Source organism: Shewanella sp. ECSMB14101 (genome assembly GCF_000773485.1).
GTDB classification, from domain to species: Bacteria; Pseudomonadota; Gammaproteobacteria; order Enterobacterales; family Shewanellaceae; genus Shewanella; species Shewanella marisflavi.
This window is the reverse complement of sequence record NZ_JSFF01000013.1, coordinates 32,674-56,639: the sequence shown is the minus strand read 5'-3', so window position 1 is coordinate 56,639 and position 23,966 is coordinate 32,674. Positions and strand designations below refer to the sequence as shown.

Annotated in this window: 20 protein-coding genes and 1 pseudogene; 13 read left to right on the top strand and 8 right to left on the bottom strand. The window is 51.2% G+C overall.

Features of this window, described 5'->3' with window-relative positions; all coding sequences use genetic code 11:
- Positions 1-19 precede the first annotated feature (19 nt).
- The 5 genes from yegS (at position 20) to NY07_RS11235 (ending at position 4,835) form a co-directional block, all read left to right on the top strand.
- A complete protein-coding gene (yegS, locus tag NY07_RS11255) occupies positions 20-937 on the top strand; it encodes a lipid kinase YegS (RefSeq protein ID WP_033539457.1) in 918 nt (305 codons plus the stop codon).
- Positions 938-942: 5 nt separating this feature from the next.
- Positions 943-1,866 (top strand): dTDP-4-dehydrorhamnose reductase family protein, encoded by a 924-nt coding sequence (locus NY07_RS11250; RefSeq protein ID WP_033539456.1) that lies wholly within the window; start codon positions 943-945, stop codon positions 1,864-1,866.
- Positions 1,867-1,934: 68 nt separating this feature from the next.
- Positions 1,935-3,119, top strand: a complete 1,185-nt coding sequence (locus NY07_RS11245) for a sensor histidine kinase (protein WP_052125629.1) — start codon at positions 1,935-1,937, stop codon at positions 3,117-3,119.
- Positions 3,119-3,655 carry a response regulator transcription factor gene (locus NY07_RS11240; protein ID WP_033539454.1) on the top strand — a complete coding sequence of 179 codons (537 nt, stop codon included), beginning with the start codon at positions 3,119-3,121 and terminating at the stop codon, positions 3,653-3,655. Before NY07_RS11245 ends, NY07_RS11240 begins: the two co-directional genes overlap by 1 nt.
- Positions 3,656-3,854: 199 nt before the next feature.
- Positions 3,855-4,835, top strand: a complete 981-nt coding sequence (locus NY07_RS11235) for a sensor domain-containing diguanylate cyclase (protein WP_033539453.1) — start codon at positions 3,855-3,857, stop codon at positions 4,833-4,835.
- A gap of 77 nt (positions 4,836-4,912) precedes the next feature.
- Here the strand turns inward: NY07_RS11235 and NY07_RS11230 are convergent, their stop codons facing one another.
- The 3 genes from NY07_RS11230 to NY07_RS11220 all read right to left on the bottom strand — a co-directional run bounded on the left by NY07_RS11230 (position 4,913) and on the right by NY07_RS11220 (position 9,183).
- Complete coding sequence (locus tag NY07_RS11230; protein WP_033539452.1) at positions 4,913-6,970, bottom strand: TonB-dependent receptor; 2,058 nt, start codon at positions 6,968-6,970, stop codon at positions 4,913-4,915.
- A 1,017-nt stretch (positions 6,971-7,987) separates the two neighbouring features.
- Positions 7,988-8,197 carry a TOBE domain-containing protein gene (locus NY07_RS11225; protein ID WP_033539451.1) on the bottom strand — a complete coding sequence of 70 codons (210 nt, stop codon included), beginning with the start codon at positions 8,195-8,197 and terminating at the stop codon, positions 7,988-7,990.
- Positions 8,198-8,286: 89 nt separating this feature from the next.
- Positions 8,287-9,183 carry a DMT family transporter gene (locus tag NY07_RS11220; protein WP_033539450.1) on the bottom strand — a complete coding sequence of 299 codons (897 nt, stop codon included), beginning with the start codon at positions 9,181-9,183 and terminating at the stop codon, positions 8,287-8,289.
- Between the two features lie 171 nt (positions 9,184-9,354).
- Between NY07_RS11220 and NY07_RS11215 the strand changes: the two genes are divergently transcribed.
- The 3 genes from NY07_RS11215 to NY07_RS19620 all read left to right on the top strand — a co-directional run bounded on the left by NY07_RS11215 (position 9,355) and on the right by NY07_RS19620 (position 10,820).
- Positions 9,355-9,855 carry a MarR family winged helix-turn-helix transcriptional regulator gene (locus NY07_RS11215; protein WP_033539449.1) on the top strand — a complete coding sequence of 167 codons (501 nt, stop codon included), beginning with the start codon at positions 9,355-9,357 and terminating at the stop codon, positions 9,853-9,855.
- A gap of 405 nt (positions 9,856-10,260) precedes the next feature.
- The gene (locus NY07_RS11210; RefSeq protein ID WP_033539448.1) at positions 10,261-10,617 is read left to right on the top strand and encodes a hypothetical protein; all 357 of its coding nucleotides are present in this window, start codon (positions 10,261-10,263) and stop codon (positions 10,615-10,617) included.
- Between the two features lie 20 nt (positions 10,618-10,637).
- Positions 10,638-10,820 carry a hypothetical protein gene (locus tag NY07_RS19620; protein WP_140946943.1) on the top strand — a complete coding sequence of 61 codons (183 nt, stop codon included), beginning with the start codon at positions 10,638-10,640 and terminating at the stop codon, positions 10,818-10,820.
- On the opposite strand, the gene NY07_RS11205 is transcribed toward NY07_RS19620, so the two are convergent.
- Together NY07_RS11205 and NY07_RS18890 are read right to left on the bottom strand one after the other, a co-directional pair.
- Positions 10,804-12,009, bottom strand: a complete 1,206-nt coding sequence (locus NY07_RS11205; RefSeq protein ID WP_033539447.1) for a GGDEF domain-containing protein — start codon at positions 12,007-12,009, stop codon at positions 10,804-10,806. The genes NY07_RS19620 and NY07_RS11205 overlap by 17 nt on opposite strands.
- Before the next feature lie 107 nt (positions 12,010-12,116).
- Positions 12,117-14,050: pseudogene (locus NY07_RS18890) on the bottom strand (bifunctional diguanylate cyclase/phosphodiesterase).
- A 441-nt stretch (positions 14,051-14,491) separates the two neighbouring features.
- On the opposite strand from NY07_RS18890, the gene NY07_RS11195 reads away from it, so the two are divergent.
- The gene (locus tag NY07_RS11195; RefSeq protein ID WP_033539446.1) at positions 14,492-15,937 is read left to right on the top strand and encodes an MBL fold metallo-hydrolase RNA specificity domain-containing protein; all 1,446 of its coding nucleotides are present in this window, start codon (positions 14,492-14,494) and stop codon (positions 15,935-15,937) included.
- A 70-nt stretch (positions 15,938-16,007) separates the two neighbouring features.
- Positions 16,008-17,237: a cation:proton antiporter gene (locus NY07_RS11190; protein WP_033539445.1), complete on the top strand. Its 1,230-nt coding sequence runs from the start codon at positions 16,008-16,010 to the stop codon at positions 17,235-17,237.
- A gap of 11 nt (positions 17,238-17,248) precedes the next feature.
- On the opposite strand, the gene NY07_RS11185 is transcribed toward NY07_RS11190, so the two are convergent.
- On the bottom strand, positions 17,249-18,418 hold the full coding sequence (locus NY07_RS11185) for an MFS transporter (RefSeq protein WP_033539444.1): 1,170 nt from the start codon (positions 18,416-18,418) through the stop codon (positions 17,249-17,251).
- A 371-nt stretch (positions 18,419-18,789) separates the two neighbouring features.
- A complete protein-coding gene (locus NY07_RS11180) occupies positions 18,790-19,797 on the bottom strand; it encodes a class I SAM-dependent rRNA methyltransferase (RefSeq protein WP_033539443.1) in 1,008 nt (335 codons plus the stop codon).
- 106 nt (positions 19,798-19,903) lie between these two features.
- Between NY07_RS11180 and NY07_RS19215 the strand changes: the two genes are divergently transcribed.
- Positions 19,904-20,539: an esterase/lipase family protein gene (locus tag NY07_RS19215; protein WP_081953822.1), complete on the top strand. Its 636-nt coding sequence runs from the start codon at positions 19,904-19,906 to the stop codon at positions 20,537-20,539.
- On the opposite strand, the gene rarD is transcribed toward NY07_RS19215, so the two are convergent.
- Complete coding sequence (gene rarD / locus NY07_RS11170) at positions 20,459-21,385, bottom strand: EamA family transporter RarD (protein ID WP_033539441.1); 927 nt, start codon at positions 21,383-21,385, stop codon at positions 20,459-20,461. The genes NY07_RS19215 and rarD overlap by 81 nt on opposite strands.
- A gap of 241 nt (positions 21,386-21,626) precedes the next feature.
- On the opposite strand from rarD, the gene mnmD reads away from it, so the two are divergent.
- Both mnmD and NY07_RS11160 read left to right on the top strand, forming a co-directional pair.
- Positions 21,627-22,319, top strand: a complete 693-nt coding sequence (gene mnmD, locus NY07_RS11165; protein ID WP_235363919.1) for a tRNA (5-methylaminomethyl-2-thiouridine)(34)-methyltransferase MnmD — start codon at positions 21,627-21,629, stop codon at positions 22,317-22,319.
- A gap of 162 nt (positions 22,320-22,481) precedes the next feature.
- Complete coding sequence (locus NY07_RS11160; protein ID WP_052125624.1) at positions 22,482-23,960, top strand: FG-GAP repeat domain-containing protein; 1,479 nt, start codon at positions 22,482-22,484, stop codon at positions 23,958-23,960.
- Positions 23,961-23,966 lie beyond the last annotated feature (6 nt).

Below are 23,966 nucleotides of genomic sequence, written 5' to 3'. Positions count from 1 at the left end.
GTTGGGAAGGAGAGTGACAGTGACGCTACGTATCATACTCAATGGCAAGAAAGCCGGCATTGAGGAGGTCAGAGAAGCGATTGCCCGTGTCAGAGAAGATCATGACATCCAGGTGCGTGTAACCTTTGAGGCCGGTGATGTGGCGCGTTTGGTTGATGAGGCGATAGCCGAAGGTTGTAGCCGGATTGTGGCCGCAGGTGGCGACGGTACGCTCAACGAGTTGGTAGATGCCTTGATGGGGCATCCCAAAGAGAAACGTTGCGAGGCGGCGATTTTACCGCTTGGGACGGCAAACGACTTTGCCGCAGCGGCTGAAGTTCCCGAGGATTATGAGGCAGCATTAAGGTTGGCGGCTGAGGGCGAGGCCTATGGGGTCGATGTGATTCGTGCCAACGACAGGCATGTGATCAACATTGCCAGCGGCGGCTTTGGTGCCCAAGTCACTTCAAATACTCCTGTGGCGCTAAAGCACTTTCTCGGCGGCGGCGCTTATACCTTATCTGGCTTAGTGCAGGCGTTGAACTTTAAGCCCTATGATGGTGAGTTTGTTATTCATGGGGAGTCCAGTCAGCAGCAATTGCTGGTGGGCGCCGTCTGTAATGGTCGTCAGGCCGGTGGTGGCCAGGTGCTGGCGCCCGAAGCCTATATTAACGATGGTTTGATGGATCTGGTGGCCCTGCAGGACTTTCCTATCGAGGTGCTGGCCCAGGTCATTGCCGAGTTACAAAACCCGGAATCGGACAACCAGTATGTCAAATATCACCGACAGCCCAGCGCCTGTTGGCGCTCAAACCCGCCGATGCCGATTAATTTAGATGGTGAGCCCATCACAGAGACCCAGGTAGATTTTGAGATCCAAGCCGCTGCCATCAGCCTGGTCTTGCCAGCCGATTGCCCTATGTTGAAACCTGGTACCCAACCCATAACAAACGAGTAGTATTGATGTTGAAGATAATGATCACCGGCGCCACAGGTCTATTGGGGCGAGCCTTGATTGAGCGATTTTCCAGTGAGACGGTAACCATACTGGCTTGTGGGTACTCGCGGGCGACTCCAGATATGCACAGATTGGATTTGACCGATAAGCCGGCTGTGGAGCTGTTTATTGCTAATCATAAACCCGATGTGATCCTTCACTGCGCCGCCGAGCGGCGACCCGATGTGTCTGAGCGCGACCCGCAGGCGGCGCTGGCGCTTAATCAGGCTGCCAGTGAGCACCTGGCGCAGGCGGCTAAGGCCCATGATGCCTGGCTTTGTTATATCTCTACCGATTATGTGTTTGACGGCACAGCGCCTGATTATGGTGAGGAGGATGAGACGCATCCGCTCAATTTCTACGGTGAGTCCAAACGTCAGGGGGAGCTTGCCGTCCTAGGTGTGTCACCTGGCTTTGCCGTTTTGCGCTTGCCTATTCTCTATGGTCAGGTGGAGTCGTTAGCTGAGTCCGCCGTCTTGGTGATGTTAACTCAGTTGGTGAGTCAGGAGGCTAGCACGCAGGATAACTGGGCGACCCGCAGCCCCACCTCCACCTTAGATATCGCCAATGCCCTGGTTGCCATGGTGACACGTCAGCAGACTCAGGGGGATGTTAGCGGTATCTATCACTTTACCGGCGCCGAGCGAATGACCAAGTATCAGATGCTGGTCAAGATGGCCAAGATCTTGGGACTGAGTCATCAGCATATCGCGCCGCTTGCAACTCCTAATGATAGTGCCAAGCGACCCAAGGATTGCAGTCTGAGTATGGCACGGCTCAAATCTTTGGCGATAAAGAGTGAAATTGAATTCGAACAGGGCGTAAAATATAGCCTGTCCCGCTCCGGTCCAGCCCTTGCCAAGATCGGATTATCCTCTGATTTAAATTAGGAAATAATGTGCCGACTCTGAGTTATGGTCGTTACCGAGCCGCTGACCAGCTAGCCTTGCTGCGCATCATGGCCCTGATGCTGAAACTCTGTTTGACCTTTGTATTTGCCGATACCTTTGGTCTGTCGCTGCATAGTCCGGCACTGAATCTGACATTGATCCTTGAGGCCTGCTATTTAGGTTTCACCTTTTGGCTGCGAAAGCCTCTGCTCAGCAGTGAAGCTGGGCTCTTTATCGCCCTGGTGCTCGATACGCTGCTGTGGATCTCCTGGCTCTATTTCTCCGGCGGTGCCACCAATGCTTTCATCTCTTTGTTGTTACTGCCCATCGCCATCGCCGCCGTGCTGCTGCCATTTTGGGCGCCTTGGTCTTTGGCGCTGCTCTCGAATCTAGCCTATAGCCTGATGTTGTTTGCCACGCCTGATAGCAGCATGAGCCACCACGGTATGGATATGCAGTCTCACTATCTGGGAATGTGGGTTAACTTCATTATCTCTTCGTTGGTGTTGACCACCAGTGTGGCCCTCTTAGCCAAGCGGATGCGGCGCCAGGATGCCCAGCTGGCCTTTATGCGTGAAGCGCAGCTGCGTCAGGAGAAGCTGATTGCCCTGGGCACCGCCTCGGCGCAGATGGCTCATCGACTGGCGACGCCTCTGGGAAGCCTCAGGTTGCTGGTGGAAGAGTTGCAAGAGGAGGCAACAAATGATGGGCCTGCACTGCAGGAGATGAAGTCGGCACTATCGGTTTGCGAGGCCACTCTGATGGCGCTGCGAAACGCTACAGAATCGATACGTGACGGTGCTGTGCGCACCGAATCGGTTGAGCAGTTGGTCAGCGGCCTGCGTGATCAGGTCAACTTGTTAATGCCAGCGGTGAAGCTTGAATTGCAGCCTGATAAAGCGGTTGCCAAATTGGCGCTGACCGTCGATGCCAGCCTGCAACCTGCCTTACTGGCGCTGATTGAAAATGGTGCCAGAGCCAGTCAGGAGAAGATAGATGAGATGCGGGTAACCCTCTCGGTGCTGCGTCAGGAGGATGAGCTGGTATTGAGTGTGCGAGATTTCGGCGCGGGAATACCGGCGCCACTGCTGCAGCAGCTCGGGCATCAGATTGTCGAGCAGCCAAAGGGAATGGGGGTCGCCTTGTTACTCAGTCATGCCAGCCTGGAGCGACTGGGGGGACGTTTGATCCTCGGCAGCCATGTGGATGGTGGCGCCGTGGCGCAGGTTTATCTGCCGATAGTGGAGGCCTAATGAAGCGCTTGTTGATCATTGATGATGAGGTGAGTTTTGCGGGGATATTGGCAAGGCGCATGGCAAAACATGGTTATGAGTGTGAACAGGCTCATGATGCTACACAGGCGCTACTAAAGGCGCGGCAGTTTAAGCCCAGTCATATACTGCTGGACATGAAACTGGCCGACGATAATGGTCTGGCATTGATCGCACCCCTAAGGGGCGCCGCGCCTCAGGCGGTACTGGTGCTGCTGACCGGTTACGCCAGCATAGCCACAGCGGTGGAAGCGATGCGTCTGGGCGCCGATAACTACCTGACTAAACCCGCCGATACCGCGACTCTGCTCAGGGTGTTGGATGATGAGGCGCCCAAGGTGATCGAACCAGAGGTCGATGAGGTGCCCCTGAGTCCTAAACGAGTCGAGTGGGAGCATTTGCAGCAGGTGCTGAATGCCAACAAGGGTAATGTTTCGGCGACGGCGCGCCAGTTGGGGATGCACAGGCGTACCTTGCAGCGTAAATTGCTGAAAAAACCGCAGGATATGAGTTATTAAACCGGTTTACACCATTGCCTTGGGGGTATTTAAATTGATTATTTAATAACGGCGCTATTTGTTATATCTATGATTTGGGTTTGAATTGGGCTAAGTTGACCTCTATGCTCTAAAGCATAGCTAGTTCACAGGTAGGTGTGTTTGACTTCAGGTCAAAACGCCAGGAAGGCGATTTCGTTGTCCGTAGAAAGGAAAGACGATGCCGACAGAATCTTTGTACAGCAGTGAACGCTTTTTACTCGATAATCCTATCGATCTTATCTCCCTCGACAAGTGGCAAAAGACGGTTAATCTGCTGGCCAATGTGTTCAATGCGCCTGCCAGTTTTCTGGTGCAATATACGCCAAAAGGGTTTCAGGTCACCATCGCCAGTAAGCAGGTCAGTAACCCCTATCCGGCTGGGGTGGTGATTGCGCCCGATACCAATATCTTCTGTCGACGTATCGTCGAGACTCAAAAAGATCTCTATGTACGCGATGCCCAAATAGAGCCCTGTTGGCAGACCAATCCCGAGGTGAAGAACGACGGTTTTTCATCTTACTTGGGGGTGCCGGTGTTTTGGCCCGATGGCCGCTGTTTCGGTACCTTCTGCGTGATGGACTTCAACAAGACTGATTACCAGGACACATATTTTGAGTTGATCCATCAGCTCAAAGAGATCCTTGAGGCCGATCTTGCCCTGTTAGATATTTACGGTGAACTGAAGCAGCTGGCTCATCTGGATGAGCTGTGTCATATCAATAACCGCCGTGGATTTAAGGGATTAGCAAGGCAGCGTATTAAGTTGGCTCAGCGTAATGAGAGCCGCTTAGCCATGCTCTATATCGATGTCGATAACTTTAAAGGGATCAATGATGGTCATGGCCACTTGGTGGGCGATGAAGTCTTAAAGTTGCTGGCGGGGATCATCAAGCAAAGCGTGCGCGCCTCGGATGTGGTGGGGCGTATCGGTGGGGATGAGTTTGTGGTGCTACTGATGTGCCAAAGCGATGAGGATGTTATTGCTACCGAGACCCGCATCATGCAGGGGCTAGACAATGCCATGGCCGACAGTCATCTGCCTGAGGTGACCGTCACCATAGGTCATAAAATAGTGGATCAGGACGTGCGCCTAGATACCCTGTTGGCCGAGGCCGATGAGGATATGTTGCGCCGTAAGCGCGATAAACAGGGCCTTTAAATAAAAAAAGCCCCGAGCGTGCAGTATGCTCGGGGGACGGGAGCGCAGTGGAGGGTTCCCAAAACCAGTAAATATTCTTAGAAGCGGTATTCTCCTGCTAGCCAGGCGTTAAGGCCTGTGCCAGGCATACGTTGTCCGGGGGCGAGATCGGCATTAAATACCCGGTTGTAGCCACCGAGATGATCTTCATAGTCGACATCAAACAGGTTGTTTACCCCGGCTTTTATCTGCCAGGCTGGTGCGTCATAGGCCATCATTAAGTTGACTAAGCCATAGCCGGCGCTGGTCTGTTCAGATTGGCTGACAGAGACCTTGTCCTGCGCGGCTACCATGACTCCTTCGATACGGGCCGACCAGTTACCTTGTTGGTAATTGAGGCCAAGGTTGATCTTAGGCGGCGCAATGCGATACAGGTTATCGTCGATGTCGCGGCGCTCACCACTGACGTAACTGGCCAGCAGATCCAGCTGCCATTGGGCGTTGATCTCGTAGCTGGCATTGATATCCATCCCCAGTAACTGGGCATTGACATTGGCAAACTCCATGGGATCTTCACTGCCCATCATATTAGCTGCCATGATCACCGCAGGATCGCGCGACTTGACCCCTTGGATATAGTCGTCGATACGATGCAAGAAAAATCGCGGGCTGATACTTAGCCCCTGACGATTGAAGTCGGCGCCGAGTTCCAGCTGATAGGCGGTTTCCAGCTCCAAATCCATCTTGCCCACATAGGTGCGGCCGTCGGCCAGACCACCTGTGGACTGCATCGGGATCCACAGGTATCTCTGTTGGTAGCTGGCGCTGTCCTGTTTGCGGGCTAAGCCTAGTATCCAGGTGAGATCCGAATTGACTCGATAGCGGCCATTCATCACCAGATCCATGCCTGTTTGTGCTTGAGCGCGATCGGCCTGGTTATACCTGTCCATTAATACTTTGATGGCAGGCATGGCAGCAGCCATGGAGTGGTTAACCTTGTCGGCATCGGTTCGGTAGTGCTTTACCCTGGCACCAAGTTGCCACTGCCAATGGTCAATATCCTGTTGCCATTGGGCAAATAGGCTGTAGGTATCGTCCTGCACCTGATTAAAGTTGTCGACGCTAAAGATAGGCTTGCTGGGATCGGTGATCACCGAGTTGTGCGTGCTGAGTTGGCTGTCGATGCCAAATAGCCAGGCGTCTTTGCCCAGTGTCAGCGCCATATCATAGCTCTGGCTCTCGGCGTTGTTGTACCTGGCACTTGCGCTCTCTGGTTTAACTCGCTCGCTAAAGTTGTCCATGCCGTGTCTGGCGTCGCTATACGCCAGATGCCAGTTCAGCCCCCAGCTGTCCAGATTATGTTCGCCTTCGAGTTTAACTCTGTCGGTGCGAATGAAGTCGATATCCATGGGCAAGGCTGGCGTGCCTGCTTCGGTGGTTTCCAGATGCTGATAGCCGATGGCAATAGATTCATCGTCTAATCCCTTATCGCTAAGATTAAAGCGATATTGACCGCCGACCATCTGCTTGTCATAGCCGCTAGGGGAAATATGCAGGTCGCTGCCACTTTTGAGATCTTTATCCCCATGCATCAGGTCGCCATAAATCAATAGGGCATGCTGCTCGCCGCCCACATTGACCTTGGCCCCAAGATGACTCTGTGCACCGTTGCCTTGATATTGGCCAGCAATGCGTCCTTGGGTATCGTTAAAAGTGGCCTGAGATTCGATTACTTTAATACTGCCGCCCAGGGTATTGGTTCCGGCGGAGACGGGGGCAATACCCCGGTGCATCTCGACACGTTCGCTGTTGATCAGGCTGGCATAACTCAGCGGGGTGTCCATAGCATTAGGGCCCGCGCCGGCGAGCGATACACCATTGACCTGAGTGTTGACCCTGTCGCCAAACAGACCACGATATTGCGCAATGCCTGTCAGGGGACCATTACCATTTACCGCTGTCCCTGGCAGTTTAGAGAGTAAGCCGCTGATGTCGCTCACAGGAGCCTGGGCCACGGGGGTGACAGAAGTAAAGTTGTCCTGATGGGCGCCATATATCTTTATCACCTCGAAGGCGGCTTCTTGAGCCTGGACAAAGGGGAGTGTCAACAAGGCTGCGCCAATGGAAAGGGTAAGATAGGAAAAACGCAGTGCCATGATATTGGTTTTGTTCGTGTTTAGATGGCGGCATTGTGGCAGTGAAGGGAAATTGTGACAAAGCCAAATCCCGATAGTGCGACAAGGTGTCGCACCATGGTAAATCGCTGACTAATTGCCTGTCTTTAGCCACGACTTGCCTTACCGCTGGATGAAATTCAAACAGGTGTTTGCTTTTTTCACCACATAGGAAGGGTGGGATTTGATGGTCATAAGATTAAATTTTTTAAGGATAAAAGTGGCTTGGTTTATTATTTTGGTAAAATTGAATACAGGATTCAATTAGTAAAGTTGTTTTTAATCATTGGTTTATTGTTTTGTTGTCTCTTTGTTCATATTTTTTTGGTTTATTTGTATGACCAATATAATTCATTGACATCAATAAGATTCAGTCATTTAATTAAACCTCAAGTGTTTGATAAATTAAACGCGGCGGTCGTTTTGTTGTGCTCTCAAATGCTTAATTAGTGCCGAGTGTTATACCGGCGAACAATGTTGAATTGGGTATTGATTATGGAATATGAAACAAACACTGGACATAGCGTGACTGAAACAGAATCTGACCACGGTGCAATAACGCGTCGTCAATGGCTACAAGAGATGTTGGCTGGCAATGAGACAGACCTGAAAGATGAAGAGCCTAATTGCTATGTCTTAGGGTACAACTGACACCTTAGTTTATCGCCGTCCCGTTGACACGAGTAAGTTAAGGCTAGACATCACGCGATAGCGAGCAATCAACCTCTTGTGTCTGCAAAGCAGCCCGTTGTGAGACCTGCTTGTTTGCAGCGGTGCTTGTTTGGAACAGTGCTTGTTTTGAGGCGGCAATAGCGCTTGAGTAAGACTGCTAAAGTCTACGGAAGCATTGCTATTTAAAGTCATTACGAGCGCTGTTGGAGTATGATGTTAAGCGGATAAAGCGATGTCGGCATAGGGCTATTAAATGAGGATAAAGTCTGGAGTGAAACACTCCATATTTATCGGCCCTATGCCTGAGTCACTCTCAAAGGAGAGAGATTAGTCGACGGCTATCATCACGTTGCTTGCCTTGATGATGGCATAGGCTTGGCCGCCTACGACCAGTCCTAGCTGCTCACAGGATTTCTTGGTGACCACTGAGGTGATCTCTACACCCGGCGCCAATTCGATAACCACTTCGTTGTTGACCGAACCTTCCTCAATCGCCTTGATCTTACCGGTTAGGTTATTGCGTGCACTGATTTTCATCTTAATTTATCTTCCTGTTAAATAATGAAAAAGTCATGGTAACTCTTTCTGTGGTCAAGGATAAACCTCGGCATTGAATACTGTGACCCCTATTGGGATTTAGCCTGGGAGATCCGTCTACGCTCAGCGATCAAGCCGATGATTTGGGGCATGAGTGAGGCGACTATCATGGATAGCATCAAAAGGTATTGATGTGGGGTGAAGGATTCGCCCAATAACACCATGCCCGAGACAATCCCCGCCACAGGATTGGCGATGCCGCCGAAGGTAAAGTCCACCACGCTCATGCGCTGCAAAAGCCAGACATACATGATATAGCCAAGCACAGTATTGAGTAGGATGATCCAACCTATACCCACGACATTATTCAGGTTCAATTGTGCGAGCGATTCACTGTAAGCTTTTGGCGTAAACCCAGCGTGGATTGCTGCGGCCACGCTGAGAAGGGCGCCGCCAATGATCAGTTGCCAGGTGAGCACTGTCCACCAGTGGATACGGTCGCCTAAAGCCTTGGTGATCGTGCTGCCGACTATGATGCAACTAATGGCTGCCAGCATGGCAAGTAGGCCAACGGGGTTGAGACTGATGGAGTTTGGATTAAACAGCAGCCAGGCTAATCCAATCAGTACAAAGCCAAAGATCCCTTGGGTCAGGCTAGGGCGACGCTTACTGATCACCCAGTGAAATAACATGGCAAACACAGGCACAGAGATCATGCCCACACCTGAGATGGCCGAGGGTAAGGTAAGGGCCATCACAAAGATCAGGCTAAAGAAGGCGGCGATATTGATAAAGCCCAGGCGAAATAGCAGCCCCCATTCACCACGCTTGGGCAGGCTGGGTTTGATCGCCAGTAGAATAAGACCCGCCGGCAGCGCCCGTAAGGCACCGAGTAGCAGAGGTGGCCAGTCTGGCAGTGTAAATTGGGTTACCGCATAGGTGGTGCCCCAGAAGAAGGCGGGGATCATGGCCAGGAGTACATTCATATTTATCTCAGCAAGAAGTATCTTCACGTAAAGATATTAGTCTGCACGCTTTACTTAAGCTTGTAAAGTCTCTCTGGATTAATTATCTTTGCGTTAAGATAATTAATGGCGACTAAGTCGTACCCATAGGTACGTATTGCCTTATTCAACTTATGTTCTCTCGGAGAGTCGATGAACTCAGATCACCTCGACGGCGTCGATCGCCTGACAGCCCAGTGGGCTAAAGAGAAGCCGCAGCTGGATACACTGCCAATGGCGATTCTCGGTCGCCTAATGCGTATTCACAAACACCTGGAATGTCAGCTGACCGCCTGTCATAAACAGTTTGGTATCAGTATGGGGGAGTTCGATGTATTGGCTACTTTGCGCCGCAGCGGTGAGCCCTATCGTCTTACGCCTTCAGAGCTGTTGGCAGCCATGATGTTGACTTCGGGTGCCATGACCAATCGCATCGATGGACTGGAGAAGAAGGGGTTAGTATCCCGAACTCATTGCCAGCAAGACAGACGCAGCGTCACCGTCGGATTGACGCCCAGTGGACTGGCGCGGATCGATGAGGCGATAGAGGCCCATGTCGAACTGCAGCATACTTTGACAAAGCAGTTATCGCTCGATGAGAAACATCAAATTAATCATTTTCTTAAGCTTTGGCTAGCCGACTTCGAGTCCTAGACGAGCTATGAAAAAGTCGGTAGTCCCTGTGGGCTTACCGACTTTTTCAGCGCTTAGCTGTGTTATTTTTGTAAACATATAATTACATTTAGTGCTGCTCTACCTAATTTATTCGCTCATTTTGACCATCAGAAGCTCCCCTTTACCTTGTCTCATTAGTATTGCCCAGCGAGCTTGAACGGCCCGGCTTTCCCTTGCTTTTTATGTCTGTTTTTACCTTCAGAAACCCACCTGACTTTTTAGTCTGGCTTTGCTCATTACACATTTTTTTAGCGACTTGACCAAAGTCAATTTCAATCTGCGTCAAAGGCATAGTCTTAGCGTTACAAGGTATTCACACCTTCATCATAGCGGCTCTGGCAGTTTGAACCCCTTTGGTGAAATGCGCTAACAACGGAGTATTTTATGGAAAAGCAATCTTCTACCCCAGCAGTTAATGTCAATCAGCAACGTCGCAGCTTCTTGAGTGGATCTGTTGGTTTGGGTTTGGTGGGCGCGGGTATGGCCGCAGGTCTGGTATCAACCAGTGCTTCAGCCACGACTCAGAGCAAGTCTGACCGCATGGCAAACTACAAGGCCGAGCAGTTAGAGCGAGTGACTCAAGAGTTGGTGCCACCGCCTATGGTGCCTAAGCATGATCAGGTCGCCAAGGGTAAGCCTAAGGTGGTGCAGGTAAAGATGGTCGTAGAAGAGAAGCAGGTGGAGCTGGAAAATGGTACCAAGGCGTGTGCCGGGTCCGCTTATCGTTTGCCATCAGCATAACTTCGTCGAGTTCTCGGTTAATGAAGAAGATGGTCACAGAGGGGATCATCACAGAGTCCCCCGGCGCTATCGACATCAAAGAGCTTTCTAAGCTTTATGCCTGTGCCAATATGCCCTTGGCTAATCAGACGATGAATCAGAACGCACCCCTTATGCAAGCGGATAAGGCGCCTTGCCAGCAGATTGCTATTGAGATGGTGTAGCTAGGGTTTCGGCCAACGGGCGTTCGGCGGTGCAGCAGCGATCTCTGCCAGTCTCCTTGGCGCGGTACATCGCTTTGTCGGCCAGTGCCAGCAGGCTGTCCGGCGTGTCGCCTTGAGTGGCGGTCACTATGCCGAAGCTGGCGCTGATGGGAATGAGTCTCCCCTGCCAATTTAGGCTGCTCTGCCTTAGGGTATGTTGTAGCTTCTGGGCGATGACATCTGCCTCTGTGCTATCGGTCGTTGGTAAGATAAGCAGAAACTCCTCTCCCCCAAGACGGCAGAAGCTGTCCGTGGCGCGTATCACTTTACCAATCTGCTGCGCGGTCTTGACCAGTACGGCATCTCCCGCCGAGTGGCCAAACTTATCGTTGATCTGTTTGAAAAAATCGAGATCGAACAGAATAAGGCTGTAGGCCTGCCCATCTCTAAGCCAACGCTGATGCAGTTGTTCTAACTGTTGCTGCATGGCGCGTCGATTCCACAGACCGGTGAGATAGTCTCTGTCTGCCTGCTGGCGAATTTTTTGTACCAGGCGGGTGAGGGCATTGCCCATCATGATCACATTGATCCACAGAGTCATGATCACATATAGCCATAACATAGGGATGGCATCGTTGCTCAGAATAGTTGCGAGTTGGGGCTTTAATGAAGGGTCCAATGCCAGTAGCAGGGCTCTGAGGGCGAAGGCGATTCCCATCAGGGCGATAGGGCTTAATAGCACCACAGCGATGGGCCGTTTGACCGTGCTTTCCAGGGCGACCAGGTTGTCTTTCGCCATCAGTAAAAAGACGATAGCCGCCATTAGCGAGAAGAGTATTCCGAGTGTGCCGCTTGCCTCGTGGCTCGGCGCCTGAGTCAGCATCAATAGCCCAATGACTAGCCAGAGTGCGCTATCGAATTTAATGCTGCTGTTTAGCCTGAACAGACCTTGAGTGCCGCTGCGAAGCAGAATAAACCCCAGTAACAACAGCATATCGGCACCATGCCAATAGAGATAACTGGCGCTTTGTCCTCTTTGCGTTGTCAGTATTACACCAATAAGGACGAGGAGGTTAGCAAGGGAAAAATAGGCACTGGCACGCGGCGCAATACGCAATGGAAAGCTCATTACCCCCCAAGCGAGGGTAGAGGTGCCGGCGAGCAGGCAGATAAACATGACGAGCAGCTCGGCGATGGGATCAATAGTCATAAGCAATCTTTTTTATTTTTTCACTCTATAGAGCAGGTCCGCTGCGAGTGAATACCCGTTATCGCAAAAATGTATATGATGACGATGAAAGGCTGAATATATCGCCCTTAGCCGTCTATCTGTTTGTTCGTTAGGTAGCAGCGCTCAAAGCTTATCGCATCAGTGGGTTTACCATAGAGGTAGCCTTGACCGAAATCGCACTCTTCCTGACGAATAAAATCATCCTGAGCCTGGGTCTCAACTCCCTCGGCGATCACATTGAGCGTCAGCTTCTTACCCATGGCGATGATCGCTCGTGTCAGTTCTCTGTCTTGCTCGTTCTTCTCCAGGTTTGTAATAAAACAGCGATCTATCTTGAGAGTGTCGAAGGAGTATTTTTGTAGATAGCTCAGGGAGGAGTAGCCGGTGCCAAAGTCGTCTAGAGAGATCTTGACGCCCAAAGTTTGTAGGCGGTCGATGATATGTTTGGCCAGCTGCTCATCTTGCAGTAAGACGCCCTCGGTAATTTCCAGTTCTAGGGAGGAGGGCGGCAGTTGATACAGGCTCAACAGATTGGCGATGTAGTCGGCAAAATCGACGTCGCGAAACTGCAGTGGTGAGATATTTATTGCTACGCGAAATTGCCGGCTGGGATCACGGCAAAGCCATTGGGCAGCCTGTTCGATGGCGGTATGCAGGACAAAGTTACCTATGGCAATGATCTGGCCATTGTTTTCTGCCAAGCTGATAAATTGGTCCGGTGGTACGTTGCCCAGCAGTGGGCTGTGCCATCTAAGTAGGACCTCGGCGCCGATCACACCTTGGTGCTGCAGACTGAATAGCGGTTGATAGTGCAAACTAAGCTCCTGATTTTTTAGGGCGTCGACCAAGTGAGATTCCAACAGGCAACGGCGTTCGATATTGGTCTGAGTCAACTTGTTAAAGAAGCTATAGGGCGTGCCGTCACTCTTACTGATGCTCATGGCTGCGCCCGCTTTTTGCATTAGCTCGGCCGCATCCTGTGCGTCGGTCGGTGCTATTGCTACTCCTATGCAGCAGGGAATATTGATGCTGAAATTGGCCAGAGCAAAGGGGATGTTGGCGGTCTGTATGATGCTGTTAATTAACGGAAGCTCTAGTGGATTTGTGCCTCTGTGGGCAATGACAAATTCGGCGCCAGCAATACGGGCAAACAGGTTGTCTTTGTGCAAAATACCCTTAATGCGCTGACTAAAGAGCTGCAGTACCTTGTCCCCAATGACGTAGCCATAGCTTTCATTGATTGACTTAAAGTTACGTAGGCCAAAGTAGATCACATAGGTGTTTAGTTCGTCGGCTTGGCTGAGCTGTTGCGACAGTTGATTGATAAAGCCGAGTCGATTGGCCAAGCCGGTTAATGGATCGTGATCTTTATGAAATTGCAGTGAATTTTCAATGGCGGTGCGATGCTCTATTTCACTTAATAACTTTTTACTGAGTTTGGTTAGCTCCAGTGTTCGCTCTTGTACCTTGGTTTCTAAGATCTGGTTGAGGTGAAGCAGTTTGGCGCTCTGATACAGACTGGCGAGATTGGCGTTGATGGCATTTTGAAAACGTGCCAACAGATGACGAAAGGTCCGCCCGTAGTCTCTCTCATGATTGTCTAGCATGCAGAGGGTGCCAAAGGGATGGCCGTTGGGCCAGGTCAGCGGTAGGCCACAATATGCGATCATTCCCAGTTTGATATCTGGATTGCTATCCCACTCTTTATCTTTTAAGGCATTGGGCACTACCAGCTCGGATTGATTTTTGATAACGGTTTCACAGTAGAGACCATGGCCCAGACCCTCTGTATCATGGCGCTTATAGGGATTGTCCGGATGCTGGTAAAGACCGAAATGTCTTTATCTGTCACCCGCATGATTAAGATGGCCGGCGTATCGACGATTTCCGATAAAAGATCTAGGGTTTGCTGCCAGCCATTAAACATCTCATCCGGCACGCCAAGCTGGGCCGTGTTTACCTGAGTTTGACTGAAGAGAGGGTCTTGCTCCAGCAATGAGAAAGCGTCTTGGTAGGGCATGATTAGGCATCCTGAAAAGCGCATTTGTGATCCGTTTAACTAACTATAACCTATAGACTTCATCGGTGTATGGTGTTGTGCTGCTGTTTTTTTGAGCTGTATGGCTTTTTGTCTTTTATATCCTTGGAAGCTTAACTGAACGTTTGGTTTTAAGGTGTTTAACACTAGTTTATGGTCTAAATCCCATCATCTTTCTCGAGCGATAACCCAATGCTCATCGGAGCGCATTAATCATTCGCTTTAAAGGCTGGCTCATCTTTGCAATCATTTGCTGTAGGGCTTTAAAGCCTGCTCTGGCCAATGGAGATAAACCTTGGCGTTAACTGGTTGGAAGCTATTAAAAAGACTATCTTTTAATCATAAGCCGATTCATTTTCAGGCGAGTTTAGTTCTGGCCATTCTCTTTGCCTTACCGTTTGTGGGCACACTAAGGATACTCATATGCAGATGACGCTCTCTTTTCTCGGCGCCGCCCAGGAAGTCACTGGGTCTTGCCATCTTCTCGACATCGCGGGCCGTCAGGTGTTACTCGACTGCGGCATGATCCAGGGAGGCAAGCTTGATGCCCTGCGCAATCACGAACCCTTTGTTTTTGAGCCCACAGAGATCCATGCCGTGGTGCTGAGCCATGCTCATATCGATCACTCGGGGCGACTGCCTCTGCTGGTCAAGTCTGGCTTTACCGGCCCTATTTATACCCATAAGGCGACGGTCGAGCTTTGTGAGGTGATGCTTAGAGATGCCGCCATGCTGCAGGTACGCGATGTAGAGCGGCTTAATCGAAAGCGGGCGAAGCTGAATCAGCCGCTGCTAGCGCCCTTGTTCGACGAAGAAGATGTGGCGGCGGTGATGAAACAGTTTGTCGCCCTCGATTATGGCCAGTCGGTGCAAGTGGTGCCTAACCTGACGGCCAGTTTGTCTGATGCCGGCCATATTCTGGGCTCCGCCGTGGTGGAGTTGTGGCTGGGGGAGGCCGATAGCAGAAAGAAACTGGTTTTCAGTGGCGATCTCGGCCGGGCGGGCATGCCAATTTTGGGTGATCCCACGTTTATCTATGAAGCCGATCTGGTGTTGATGGAGAGCACCTACGGCGACCGATTGCATCGTAGCTGGGACGATACGCTGGCGGAGCTAAAGGCTATTTTTGCTAAAACCATCAAGGAGAGCCGAGGCAATATTCTGCTGCCGGCGTTTTCAGTAGGTAGAGCCCAAGAGCTGCTCTACCTGTTTCACCTTTATGCCAAAGAGTGGGCCTTGTCGAACTGGCGTATCTGTCTCGACAGCCCTATGGCGATCAAGGCGACGCAGATTTATGTGGCCAATTATCAGTTGATGGATGAGGATTTTAAGCGTTTCACTCGACTGTCTCCGGGCAAGCACCCACTGCTTTCTAATGTGGACTTTATCAATAGCACTGAGGAGTCGATGGAGCTCAACGAGATCCATCAGGGGCTGATCATCATAGCTGGCAGTGGCATGTGTAACGGTGGCCGGATCCGCAGTCATCTGGAGCATAATCTGGCCAATCCTAAGTCGGATGTGATCATCTGTGGTTTCCAGGCCTTAGGTACGCCAGGCCGTTTACTGGTGGATGGCGCCGAGTCGCTTACGATTCATGGTCGTAATATTCCGGTGAAGGCCAAGATACATACAGTGGGCGGGCTGTCGGCCCATGCGGATCAGGCGGAGCTTATCCATTGGTATCAACACTTTGAACAGATGCCGCCACTGGTCTTAATCCATGGCGAGAAGGAGGCGCAGGAGCGGCTGCTGGCTAAGCTGACCGCCGAGACTAGTAAGCCGCCCCATGTGGTGATTGCCGAGCGCGGCGATACGCTAGATCTTAGTGCATTGCCTGAGCTAGTGTGGCTGCCTGGTAGAGATTGATCTTTCCTTGGAGGTAAAATCTCTGTTAGCTTAACGCTCAGCGAATGATATTAGCCCAAGGAAATCTCAGATGGATGAACATATCGTCATACTTATCATAGCCTTAGTTGTTTTGTTTTATGGCTATATTTCTAAATGGTTGGCGCGTTTTTACATCTCGGGTCCTATGGTGTTTACCTTACTTGGTCTGCTTATGTCGCCCTACGGGCTCGATGTGGCTCAGGTCAAGGTAAATGCCGACTTTGTCACCATCTTGGTTGAGATCGCCTTGGTATTGGTACTCTTTAGTGATGCCGCGCTGTTAGATCTCAAGTTGCTCAAACAGTCTTGGCAGTTGCCGGCGCGGCTGCTGTTTATCGGTTTGCCTATTACCGTGGTGGCGGGAGCCATAGTGGCCAGGTATTTCTTTCCCGATTTTCCCACTCTCTATCTGTTAATGTTGGCCTTACTGCTCACGCCCACCGACGCGGCGCTGGGTAAGGCGGTTGTGTCAGATCCTAAGGTGCCTAAGAAGATTCGCTCTACCATCAATGTAGAGAGTGGCCTGAATGATGGCATTATCTTCCCCATATTGATCACTGTGGTCGCGATGATCTTGAGTGGTCTGGAAAAGGCTCAGGACAATACCTGGCTGATGTACGTTGGTGAACAGATTCTGTTCGGTGCCTTGGTGGGCGGCGTGGTCGGTTATCTGGGGACTAAGCTGCAGACCTTTTGTTTTAAGCGCGAGGGTATGGTGGAGACTTACCTTAACTTGATCCCTATCGCGCTGGCCATTTTGGCTTACTACCTTGCCGAAGCGTTTTCGGGTAATGGCTTCATTGCGGCTTTCTTTGCCGGTCTCTATGCCGGAAATACCAGTGAGATGGCCAGGGGGCATATTGAAGATTTCGCCGAGAGCGAAGGTGAGCTGCTGGTGTTGATCAGTTTCTTTATCTTCGGTCTGGCGTTCGTGCCCACCACCTTGCCCTATGTCACCTTTGATGTCGTGATCTATTCGCTGCTTAGCCTGACGCTGCTACGTATGTTACCTGTGATGGTATCTCTTATTGGCACTAAGCTGGACCTTGCGACCATGGCCTTCATCGCCTGGTTTGGGCCTAGAGGGATCGCCTCAATTTTGTATGTACTCATCATTGCCCATGAAATGGGCGGTATCAAAGGGTTTGAGACCCTCTATAGCGTAGTGACTGTGACAGTGCTGATGAGCATACTGGCTCACGGCCTGTCGGCCCAGCCGCTGGCAAACTGGTATGCCAAACGGCATCCTGATACCGAATCTAGCGCCAAACAGGATTAGGGCGCCAAGCTTTAGTTTTGTAGATGATCGGTTTGTGTATGGATCTTCTGCATGCTCTTGATCAGCATGTAGAGACAGGTGCTGAGCAGACAGATCCCCAGATAGAGCATCATGCCCTGACGCTTATTATCTAAGGTTAAGGCGAGTAAAGGACCGGCAACTGACCCCAGGCTGTAACAGAGCAGCATCAATTCGGTTGCCGATACCAGCTTAACCGAGGGCAGTTTGTCACAGGCCAATGAGATAGCCACAGGATAAAGGGCGAAGCTCGCCGCGCCCAGGATAAAGTAGCTCAACGCCTTGAGGGTAAAGTCATTGGACTCTATGGCGCCGATCACTCCCATTAAGCCTATTAGGCAACACATGGCCATCAAGAGACGCTTATCCATACGGGGTGAGAGATAACTGACTAGTGGCTGTATCGCCATACCGCCCAAAATGATAGCGGCCATCAGTAGCCCTGTTAGGTTAGGTTCTCCCACTTGCTTGGCGATGTAGACAGGCATCAGGCCGTAGATGGGCCCCAGCAGCAGGCCTGAGACCAGGCAGCCTACAATTGCTGGCCGGCTAAGACCTGCGATCTCTTTGATGGAGAGTTTCTGTTGCTGTTGATGAGAGGGTTGTCCCGAGGTGATTAGCAGTGGCGCCAGCATGGCCAATGCCAATAGGGCGATCACAAACAGGTAGGGTAATACGCCTTGGGTACCGACTTCACCTATGGCCAGTTGTCCGACGGCGCTACCGCCATAGAGACAGGCCATGTAGATCCCCAATCGCTTAGCTCTTGCCTTCAGGCTGTTAGCCATCAATAACCAAGACTCAACCACCACAAAGACACCGGCAACGGCAAACCCGCCCAGCAGACGTGCTCCCAGCCAGATGCCTGCAGTTGGCAGCAGCAACATAGCGAATATGCTGGCGATTAATAGCGCCAGAAACAGCATAAAGGCTTGTCGATGACCGACTTTCGCTATGATGCGCTCGGCTCTGAGTGCACCGATAAGTAAGCCGAGGTAGAAGATGCTGGCAAGCCAAGGTGCCAATTGCTCTGACAGGCCAAAACTGTGCAGCGACAATGGAATAAGGCTCATAAGAAAGCCTGATGCAAGGGCAAAGAAGGACAGTCCTATAATGGGTGCTGTAGGATTGTTCGATTTACAGTTATCGGCGACGTCTAACACCAATAATCTCCAACTTATCTATCATAAATGGCGGTAAGTTTAGGTAGGTTGCCTGTATTGCCATTTATCGCGGGTTTAGCGGGAAGCGAAATGTAGTGCCAGATTCGATGCAAGTAAAGTGAATTTTATATTTTGTCGTTTTTTTGATTGAAAACGTGCCAAATGTGGCAAATAAATGTCCGCTTTTGTCTTGGGTAGCAGATGAGGTGGGCTTTATGAATGAAGAGTTTTTCTGATTGCTTAACTAGTTTATCTCACCTTTAAACCCTCTTTGCCACCCTGTTTTTGTTGAGTATTTGTTGCTTAATGTACTTGGTGAGGTTTAAAGCCGTAAAAGTGAATGTTTACGGCTTGATGTGGTGAGGGGTTGTCTAATTGAGCGTCAGGGCGACTATCTTTAGGGGATGATTGCCATCGAAAGAGGGGAAGTCGTCATGGCAATGCAGCCATTCAATCTGGCTCACTTCGCGTCCCTGCTTTTCGACGCAGCGGATCAGAGATTTCAGCCAGGTTTCGCGCTCTACTTTTGCCACATTATTGCAGCAAACGATAGTGCCACCGGTACGCGTTGTCATCATGGCAGGTTTAAATAGGCTCTGGTAGTCATTGACTAAGTCGACGATACCAAAGGGGCTCTTAGCAAAGCGTGGCGGATCGAGAAATACCAGGTCAAACTGGCGTGGTGCCAGTTTTGGATAGCTGGGCAGTTTTTGGTTGCGGCGGCCGCCCACCTTCATGCCCGCCAGCTGACGCATTGCCGGAAAGGCATCGCTTTGAATAAATTCACAGGTGTCGCCTACCTCGTTGAGTTCGGCATTACGGCGTCCGGCGGCGAGAGCAAATGAGGAAAAGTCCACATTGGTCACCTTGGTCGCCCCGCCCACCGCGGCGGCAGTGCCTATACCACAGGTGTAGGAAAACAGGTTCAGTACGGTTTTCCCCTTGCTATGGGCCTTGACGTATTCGCGGCCGATGCGCATGTCGAGAAACAGCAAGGGGTCTTGGCCTTCATGGCGAAGCTTGCTGATGAAATGGATATCGTTTTCCAGCATTTGCTGTTCGGCGCGGGCAAAGCACTCGAGATCGTCTGTTAGCACATTGAGAATACGAGAGTTTTTATTGGATCTATCATTGTAGATAACCGGAAGTTCCGCGACCTTTAGCAGTTCATCGCTAAGGGCCGTCAATTCATCCTGTGGCAGCGACTCGTGAAAGCTCTGCACTAACCATGCATCGCCATAGCGATCTATGGTGAGTCCGTTGATGCCTTCAACTGTACCGTGGAAGACGCGAAAACAGTTGGTATTGGCGGCTTGTGCATCGGCAAGCAGGGCCGTTCTTTGGCTTAATGCTTGGCGGAGCAGCGCGGCATTGGACATGAGCTTATGATCTCTAATCGGTGGTATGCTGAGTGTGAGCACGGATAATAGCAAATATTCACCCCCTTGGGGGGATTAAGGGTGTCGTCGATAATAGGGAGTCGGTATGAAACTTGTGTTGGTTCATGGGATCTTTAATACGGGGCATGTCATGGGCTGGATGCGACGTCAGTTTGAGCGCCAGGGCTATGAGTGCCTGACCCCGACACTGGCTCCTTTTGATGGTCGCCGAGGGATTGCTCATTCGGCCAAACAGCTGCAGAGGTTTATCGATGCGAGTATTGCAGAAGATGAGCCGATCTCCCTGATAGGTTTTAGTATGGGGGGTATAGTTGCCCGCTATTATCTGCAGCACCTTGATGGCCATAAACGTACCAAGGCGCTGTTTTCTATCTCTTCTCCACACCATGGCAGTTATCTTGCCTGGTTGCCATATCCCTCAATGGCGATGCGGGAACTACGCCCAAGGAGTGAGCTGCTTTGCCAGCTGGCGCGCAGTGAATCTCGGTTAACGGGGATCGACCTCTACTCGTTTCGCACTCCGATAGATTTCACCATAGTGCCGAGTCGCAGTTCTCATTGGCCTCTGGCCGAGAACCGAGTGATCTGGTGTCCGCTGCATCTGTCGATGATCTTCAGTCGCCGTGTGGTGGCAGAGATCTTAATGGGGCTGATGCAGCTGCCGGCGCGCGCTAATAGTGCGCCAGAGGCCGGGGAGCGCCTCCAGGGAGCAGAGGATTAATCCTGTCCAGATCAGGGCGAAGCTCACCGCCTTGACGCTATCAAACACCTCGTTAAACAGGAAGATTGCCAGCAGAAAGTGCATGGTGGGCTCTATATATTGCATCAAGCCCACCATGGAGAGACTGGTGTGGCGAATCGCCAGGGCAAAAAAGATCAACGGCAGCAGGGTCACCGGCGCCGAGCCCATGTAGAGCAGCAAGTTGCCTGTCCCCGCAGAAAGGGCTTGGCTCTGCCCGGTGGCGCTGAGGTAAAGCAGATACGCTGCGGCAATGGGCGTGAGTAGCGCAGCCTCTATGGTGACCGAAGTGAGTGAGTCGAAGCGGATAAACTTCTTACACAGGCCATAGAGGGCGAAGAAACTGCCCATCAGCAGGGCAAGCCAGGGCAATTGACCATAGGCCATGACCATATAGCCGATCCCAAGGCCGCCCAGGGCGACCGCCCACTTCTGTGCCAGTGACAGTCTGTCTTTAAGGCAGATGACCCCTAGCCCTATGGCAAACAGTGGATTGATAAAGAAGCCCAGGCTGGCGGCCAATACCTGACCATGGGTTAACGCCCAAGTGAAGCTATACCAAGAGACACACATGATCAGCGAAGCCAGTCCACATAGGGCAATGGAAGGAAGGTTGGCCTTTAGCATAGACACTGTGGGGAGTGGTTTTCTCAGCAACAGAAAAACCAGCAGCATAAAGGGAACTGAGCAGAGCAGGCGAATCGCCAGCATCTCGGTCACATCGGCACCGGGCAGAAACTGATAATAAAGGGGCAGGAGTCCCCAGAGCAGAAACGAGACGATCGCCAAGGCGTTGCCTTTGGCGCTAACTTGAGTGGTGCGGGGCATAGGGTTCTCTAAGTGCTGTTGGCTGTAACAGTGTCAGGCTGCCGTGGCTGGGTTATACGGCAATGCACACAATAAAGGCTTGTTGACCTTACTGAAATTGGTGCGGATTTTCGCACTCAAACCTCAGGCTGGCTGTGAGGTGGATCACTCTTGTCCTGATTTTTTATCGTTAAGGCATTGCCTTTCAATATCTGGGTTAAGGTACAATTTGTCCAAGCTAAGCCTTGATATGAGCCTGATAATGAACAAGATCCATGTACAGATGACCAAAGATGGTTCTCATACCCTAATGAGTAGCCTGTTTGATGATAGCTACCATGCTCATAATGGGGCCATGAGTGAGTCTGAACATGTCTATATACAGGCTGGGTTTGCGGCGCTTGATCCGGCCTTTAAACAGGTCAGCATTCTCGAGTTAGGTTTTGGCTCGGGGATGAACGCCATACTGACCCTCAAGCAGGCTTTAGGCTGTGAGGGTAAGATAACCCGGCCGATCCGTTTCGTGACCGTTGAGGCCTATCCTGTGCCGAGTGAGGTGATCGCACAGCTTAACTACAAGCAGCATCTCTCGCCCGCCCTGCGCACACTCTTCGATCGGCTGCACAGTGCCCCTTGGGGGGAGGATGTCACCCTCTGCCCAGGTTTTGTGATACATAAAATTCATGGTAGCTGGGATCGAGTGCAGTTACCGCAGGCGTCAGTCAATTTGGTGTTCTATGATGGTTTTGCGCCGAGTAAGCAGCCAGAGCTATGGACACAAGATAACTTCGAGCGTCTCTTTCCCGCCATGATGCCTGGTGGCATGTTGGTCAGCTACTGTGCCAATGGTCAGTTTAAGCGCAACCTTAAGGCGGTGGGCTTCATGGTGAAGCCCTACCCGGGGGCGTTGGGGAGGCGGGAGATGACCCGTGCCTGGAAGCCCTTAGTTGAGTAAGTTGGCGATTTATGCGCTTTTGTTTGTAACAAGGCATTAACTTAGCTTTCTTTTTCGCAGGGAATCGATAGATTAGAAACTTCCTAAGATCACCCAGGGCTATGATCTGTGAAAAAACTGGCAATAAATTTCTGCTTTACTTGGGTTAGCGCTTGCTTGCTGATGGTGTCAATCGGTCAGGCGCAGGGGGATGCCTCAAATCCACTGGCGTTTGTCTCGCAACGTATCGATACCGGCTTTAAGCTGACTCATCCTTTGGTGAGTGCCAATTTGCTTGGCGATGGCAACAAGGAGTTGCTGGCGATAGGTGTCGATGACACCCAGACCAAGTGGCTCGCCGTCTACAGCTTGGATGGCGTCAGTCAGCAGTATCGCTTATTGCATAAGCTATCACTTGCCAATGACCTGTTTCGTTTCGATGTGACCGCTAAGCCTAAACAGGCTGACGCGCTGCAATCTGTCTACTTTATGTCGCGTTCCCATCTGTCTAAGTTAACTTTCAGTGAAAAGGAGATGGCGATCAGTGAGCTGTTTCCCATCGCCCCGCTGGTGGTGAAGCAGCGTATTGAGTTTATCGCTCGTGGTCATTTTGTACGGGATCTCAACCAGGATGGCCGAGACGATTTCATCGTAGGCCAGTTCGACCAAACTCAGCTTTTTTTAGGGCAGGGCGAAGGTTGGCTAAATCAAACCTTAGCGATTAAGCCTAAGGTGCTGCTCTATCGTGATGGCGCTCGTTACAGTGAGGCCAAACTCTATTTTGCCGATATGGATCTCGATGGTCTTGATGACATTATCAAGGTGGGTGAGGGTGAGCTTGAGATCTATGGCCAACATCAAGATGGTCAGTTTGAAACCTATCCCAGGTATCTGGCGGTCAGTCAGGCGATCAGTGGCCTGGATTGGTGGGACAGGCGTGACGCCTATGGTGAGGCGCTGGATCAAAGTGACCTCATCTACCGCAAGGTGGAGCAAATTAAAGATCTCGACGCCGATGGTATCGTCGACATGGTGGTGCGCTATACCAAAAGTTCTGGGGTGCTCGATAGGGTCAACGATTACGAGATCTATTTCGGCAGCCGCGGGGAGAATCGTGTTCAGTTTGGTAAGCAGCCCCAGAGCGTGATCAGAGCCGATGGCACCCTGACGGGCTTCGAGCTGGTGGACATCGACCTTGATGATCGCAGCGAGGTATTGGTGTCGGGCTTCGATATCGGCCTGTCGCAGATCATCGGCGCCCTGGTTTCCGGGAGCATAGATCAAGATGTGCATCTGTTTAAGATGGACAAAAATGGCCGCTTTGCCAGTCGGCCCAATATGAGTAAGTCAGTTGAGTTAAGTTTTAGTCTGACATCGGGACAGAGCGGTACGCCCGTGGTCACCCTTGCCGATATCGATGGCGATAAGCGCCAGGATCTGCTGCTCTCTGATGGTGAACAGGAGCTGGATCTCTACCTTGGTAGTGAAAAAGGTGCCCCGTTTGCTCACAAGGATAGCTTGAAGCTGACCTTGCCCAAAGATGGCGAGATGCTGAGCAGTGACGATTTGAATCAGGATGGTAAGGCGGATCTGCTGATCAAGTATGGTCGTCAAGACAAGGCGGATCTGCAGAGCCAATTTTTGGTGATCATGACCCAATGACCTGAT

Excerpts from the sequence above, each read along its gene's own strand:
- NY07_RS11250 (WP_033539456.1), top strand. The coding sequence starts at position 943 with ATGTTGAAGATAATGATCACCGGCGCCACAGGTCTATTGGGGCGAGCC.
- NY07_RS11245 (WP_052125629.1), top strand. The coding sequence starts at position 1,935 with ATGGCCCTGATGCTGAAACTCTGTTTGACCTTTGTATTTGCCGATACC.
- NY07_RS11240 (WP_033539454.1), top strand. The coding sequence starts at position 3,119 with ATGAAGCGCTTGTTGATCATTGATGATGAGGTGAGTTTTGCGGGGATA.
- NY07_RS11235 (WP_033539453.1), top strand. The coding sequence starts at position 3,855 with ATGCCGACAGAATCTTTGTACAGCAGTGAACGCTTTTTACTCGATAAT.
- NY07_RS11230 (WP_033539452.1), bottom strand. The coding sequence starts at position 6,970 with ATGGCACTGCGTTTTTCCTATCTTACCCTTTCCATTGGCGCAGCCTTG.
- NY07_RS11225 (WP_033539451.1), bottom strand. The coding sequence starts at position 8,197 with ATGAAAATCAGTGCACGCAATAACCTAACCGGTAAGATCAAGGCGATT.
- NY07_RS11220 (WP_033539450.1), bottom strand. The coding sequence starts at position 9,183 with ATGAATGTACTCCTGGCCATGATCCCCGCCTTCTTCTGGGGCACCACC.
- NY07_RS11215 (WP_033539449.1), top strand. The coding sequence starts at position 9,355 with ATGAACTCAGATCACCTCGACGGCGTCGATCGCCTGACAGCCCAGTGG.
- NY07_RS11210 (WP_033539448.1), top strand. The coding sequence starts at position 10,261 with ATGGAAAAGCAATCTTCTACCCCAGCAGTTAATGTCAATCAGCAACGT.
- NY07_RS19620 (WP_140946943.1), top strand. The coding sequence starts at position 10,638 with ATGAAGAAGATGGTCACAGAGGGGATCATCACAGAGTCCCCCGGCGCT.
- NY07_RS11205 (WP_033539447.1), bottom strand. The coding sequence starts at position 12,009 with ATGACTATTGATCCCATCGCCGAGCTGCTCGTCATGTTTATCTGCCTG.
- NY07_RS11195 (WP_033539446.1), top strand. The coding sequence starts at position 14,492 with ATGCAGATGACGCTCTCTTTTCTCGGCGCCGCCCAGGAAGTCACTGGG.
- NY07_RS11190 (WP_033539445.1), top strand. The coding sequence starts at position 16,008 with ATGGATGAACATATCGTCATACTTATCATAGCCTTAGTTGTTTTGTTT.
- NY07_RS11180 (WP_033539443.1), bottom strand. The coding sequence starts at position 19,797 with ATGTCCAATGCCGCGCTGCTCCGCCAAGCATTAAGCCAAAGAACGGCC.
- NY07_RS19215 (WP_081953822.1), top strand. The coding sequence starts at position 19,904 with ATGAAACTTGTGTTGGTTCATGGGATCTTTAATACGGGGCATGTCATG.
- rarD (WP_033539441.1), bottom strand. The coding sequence starts at position 21,385 with ATGCCCCGCACCACTCAAGTTAGCGCCAAAGGCAACGCCTTGGCGATC.
- mnmD (WP_235363919.1), top strand. The coding sequence starts at position 21,627 with ATGAACAAGATCCATGTACAGATGACCAAAGATGGTTCTCATACCCTA.
- NY07_RS11160 (WP_052125624.1), top strand. The coding sequence starts at position 22,482 with ATGGTGTCAATCGGTCAGGCGCAGGGGGATGCCTCAAATCCACTGGCG.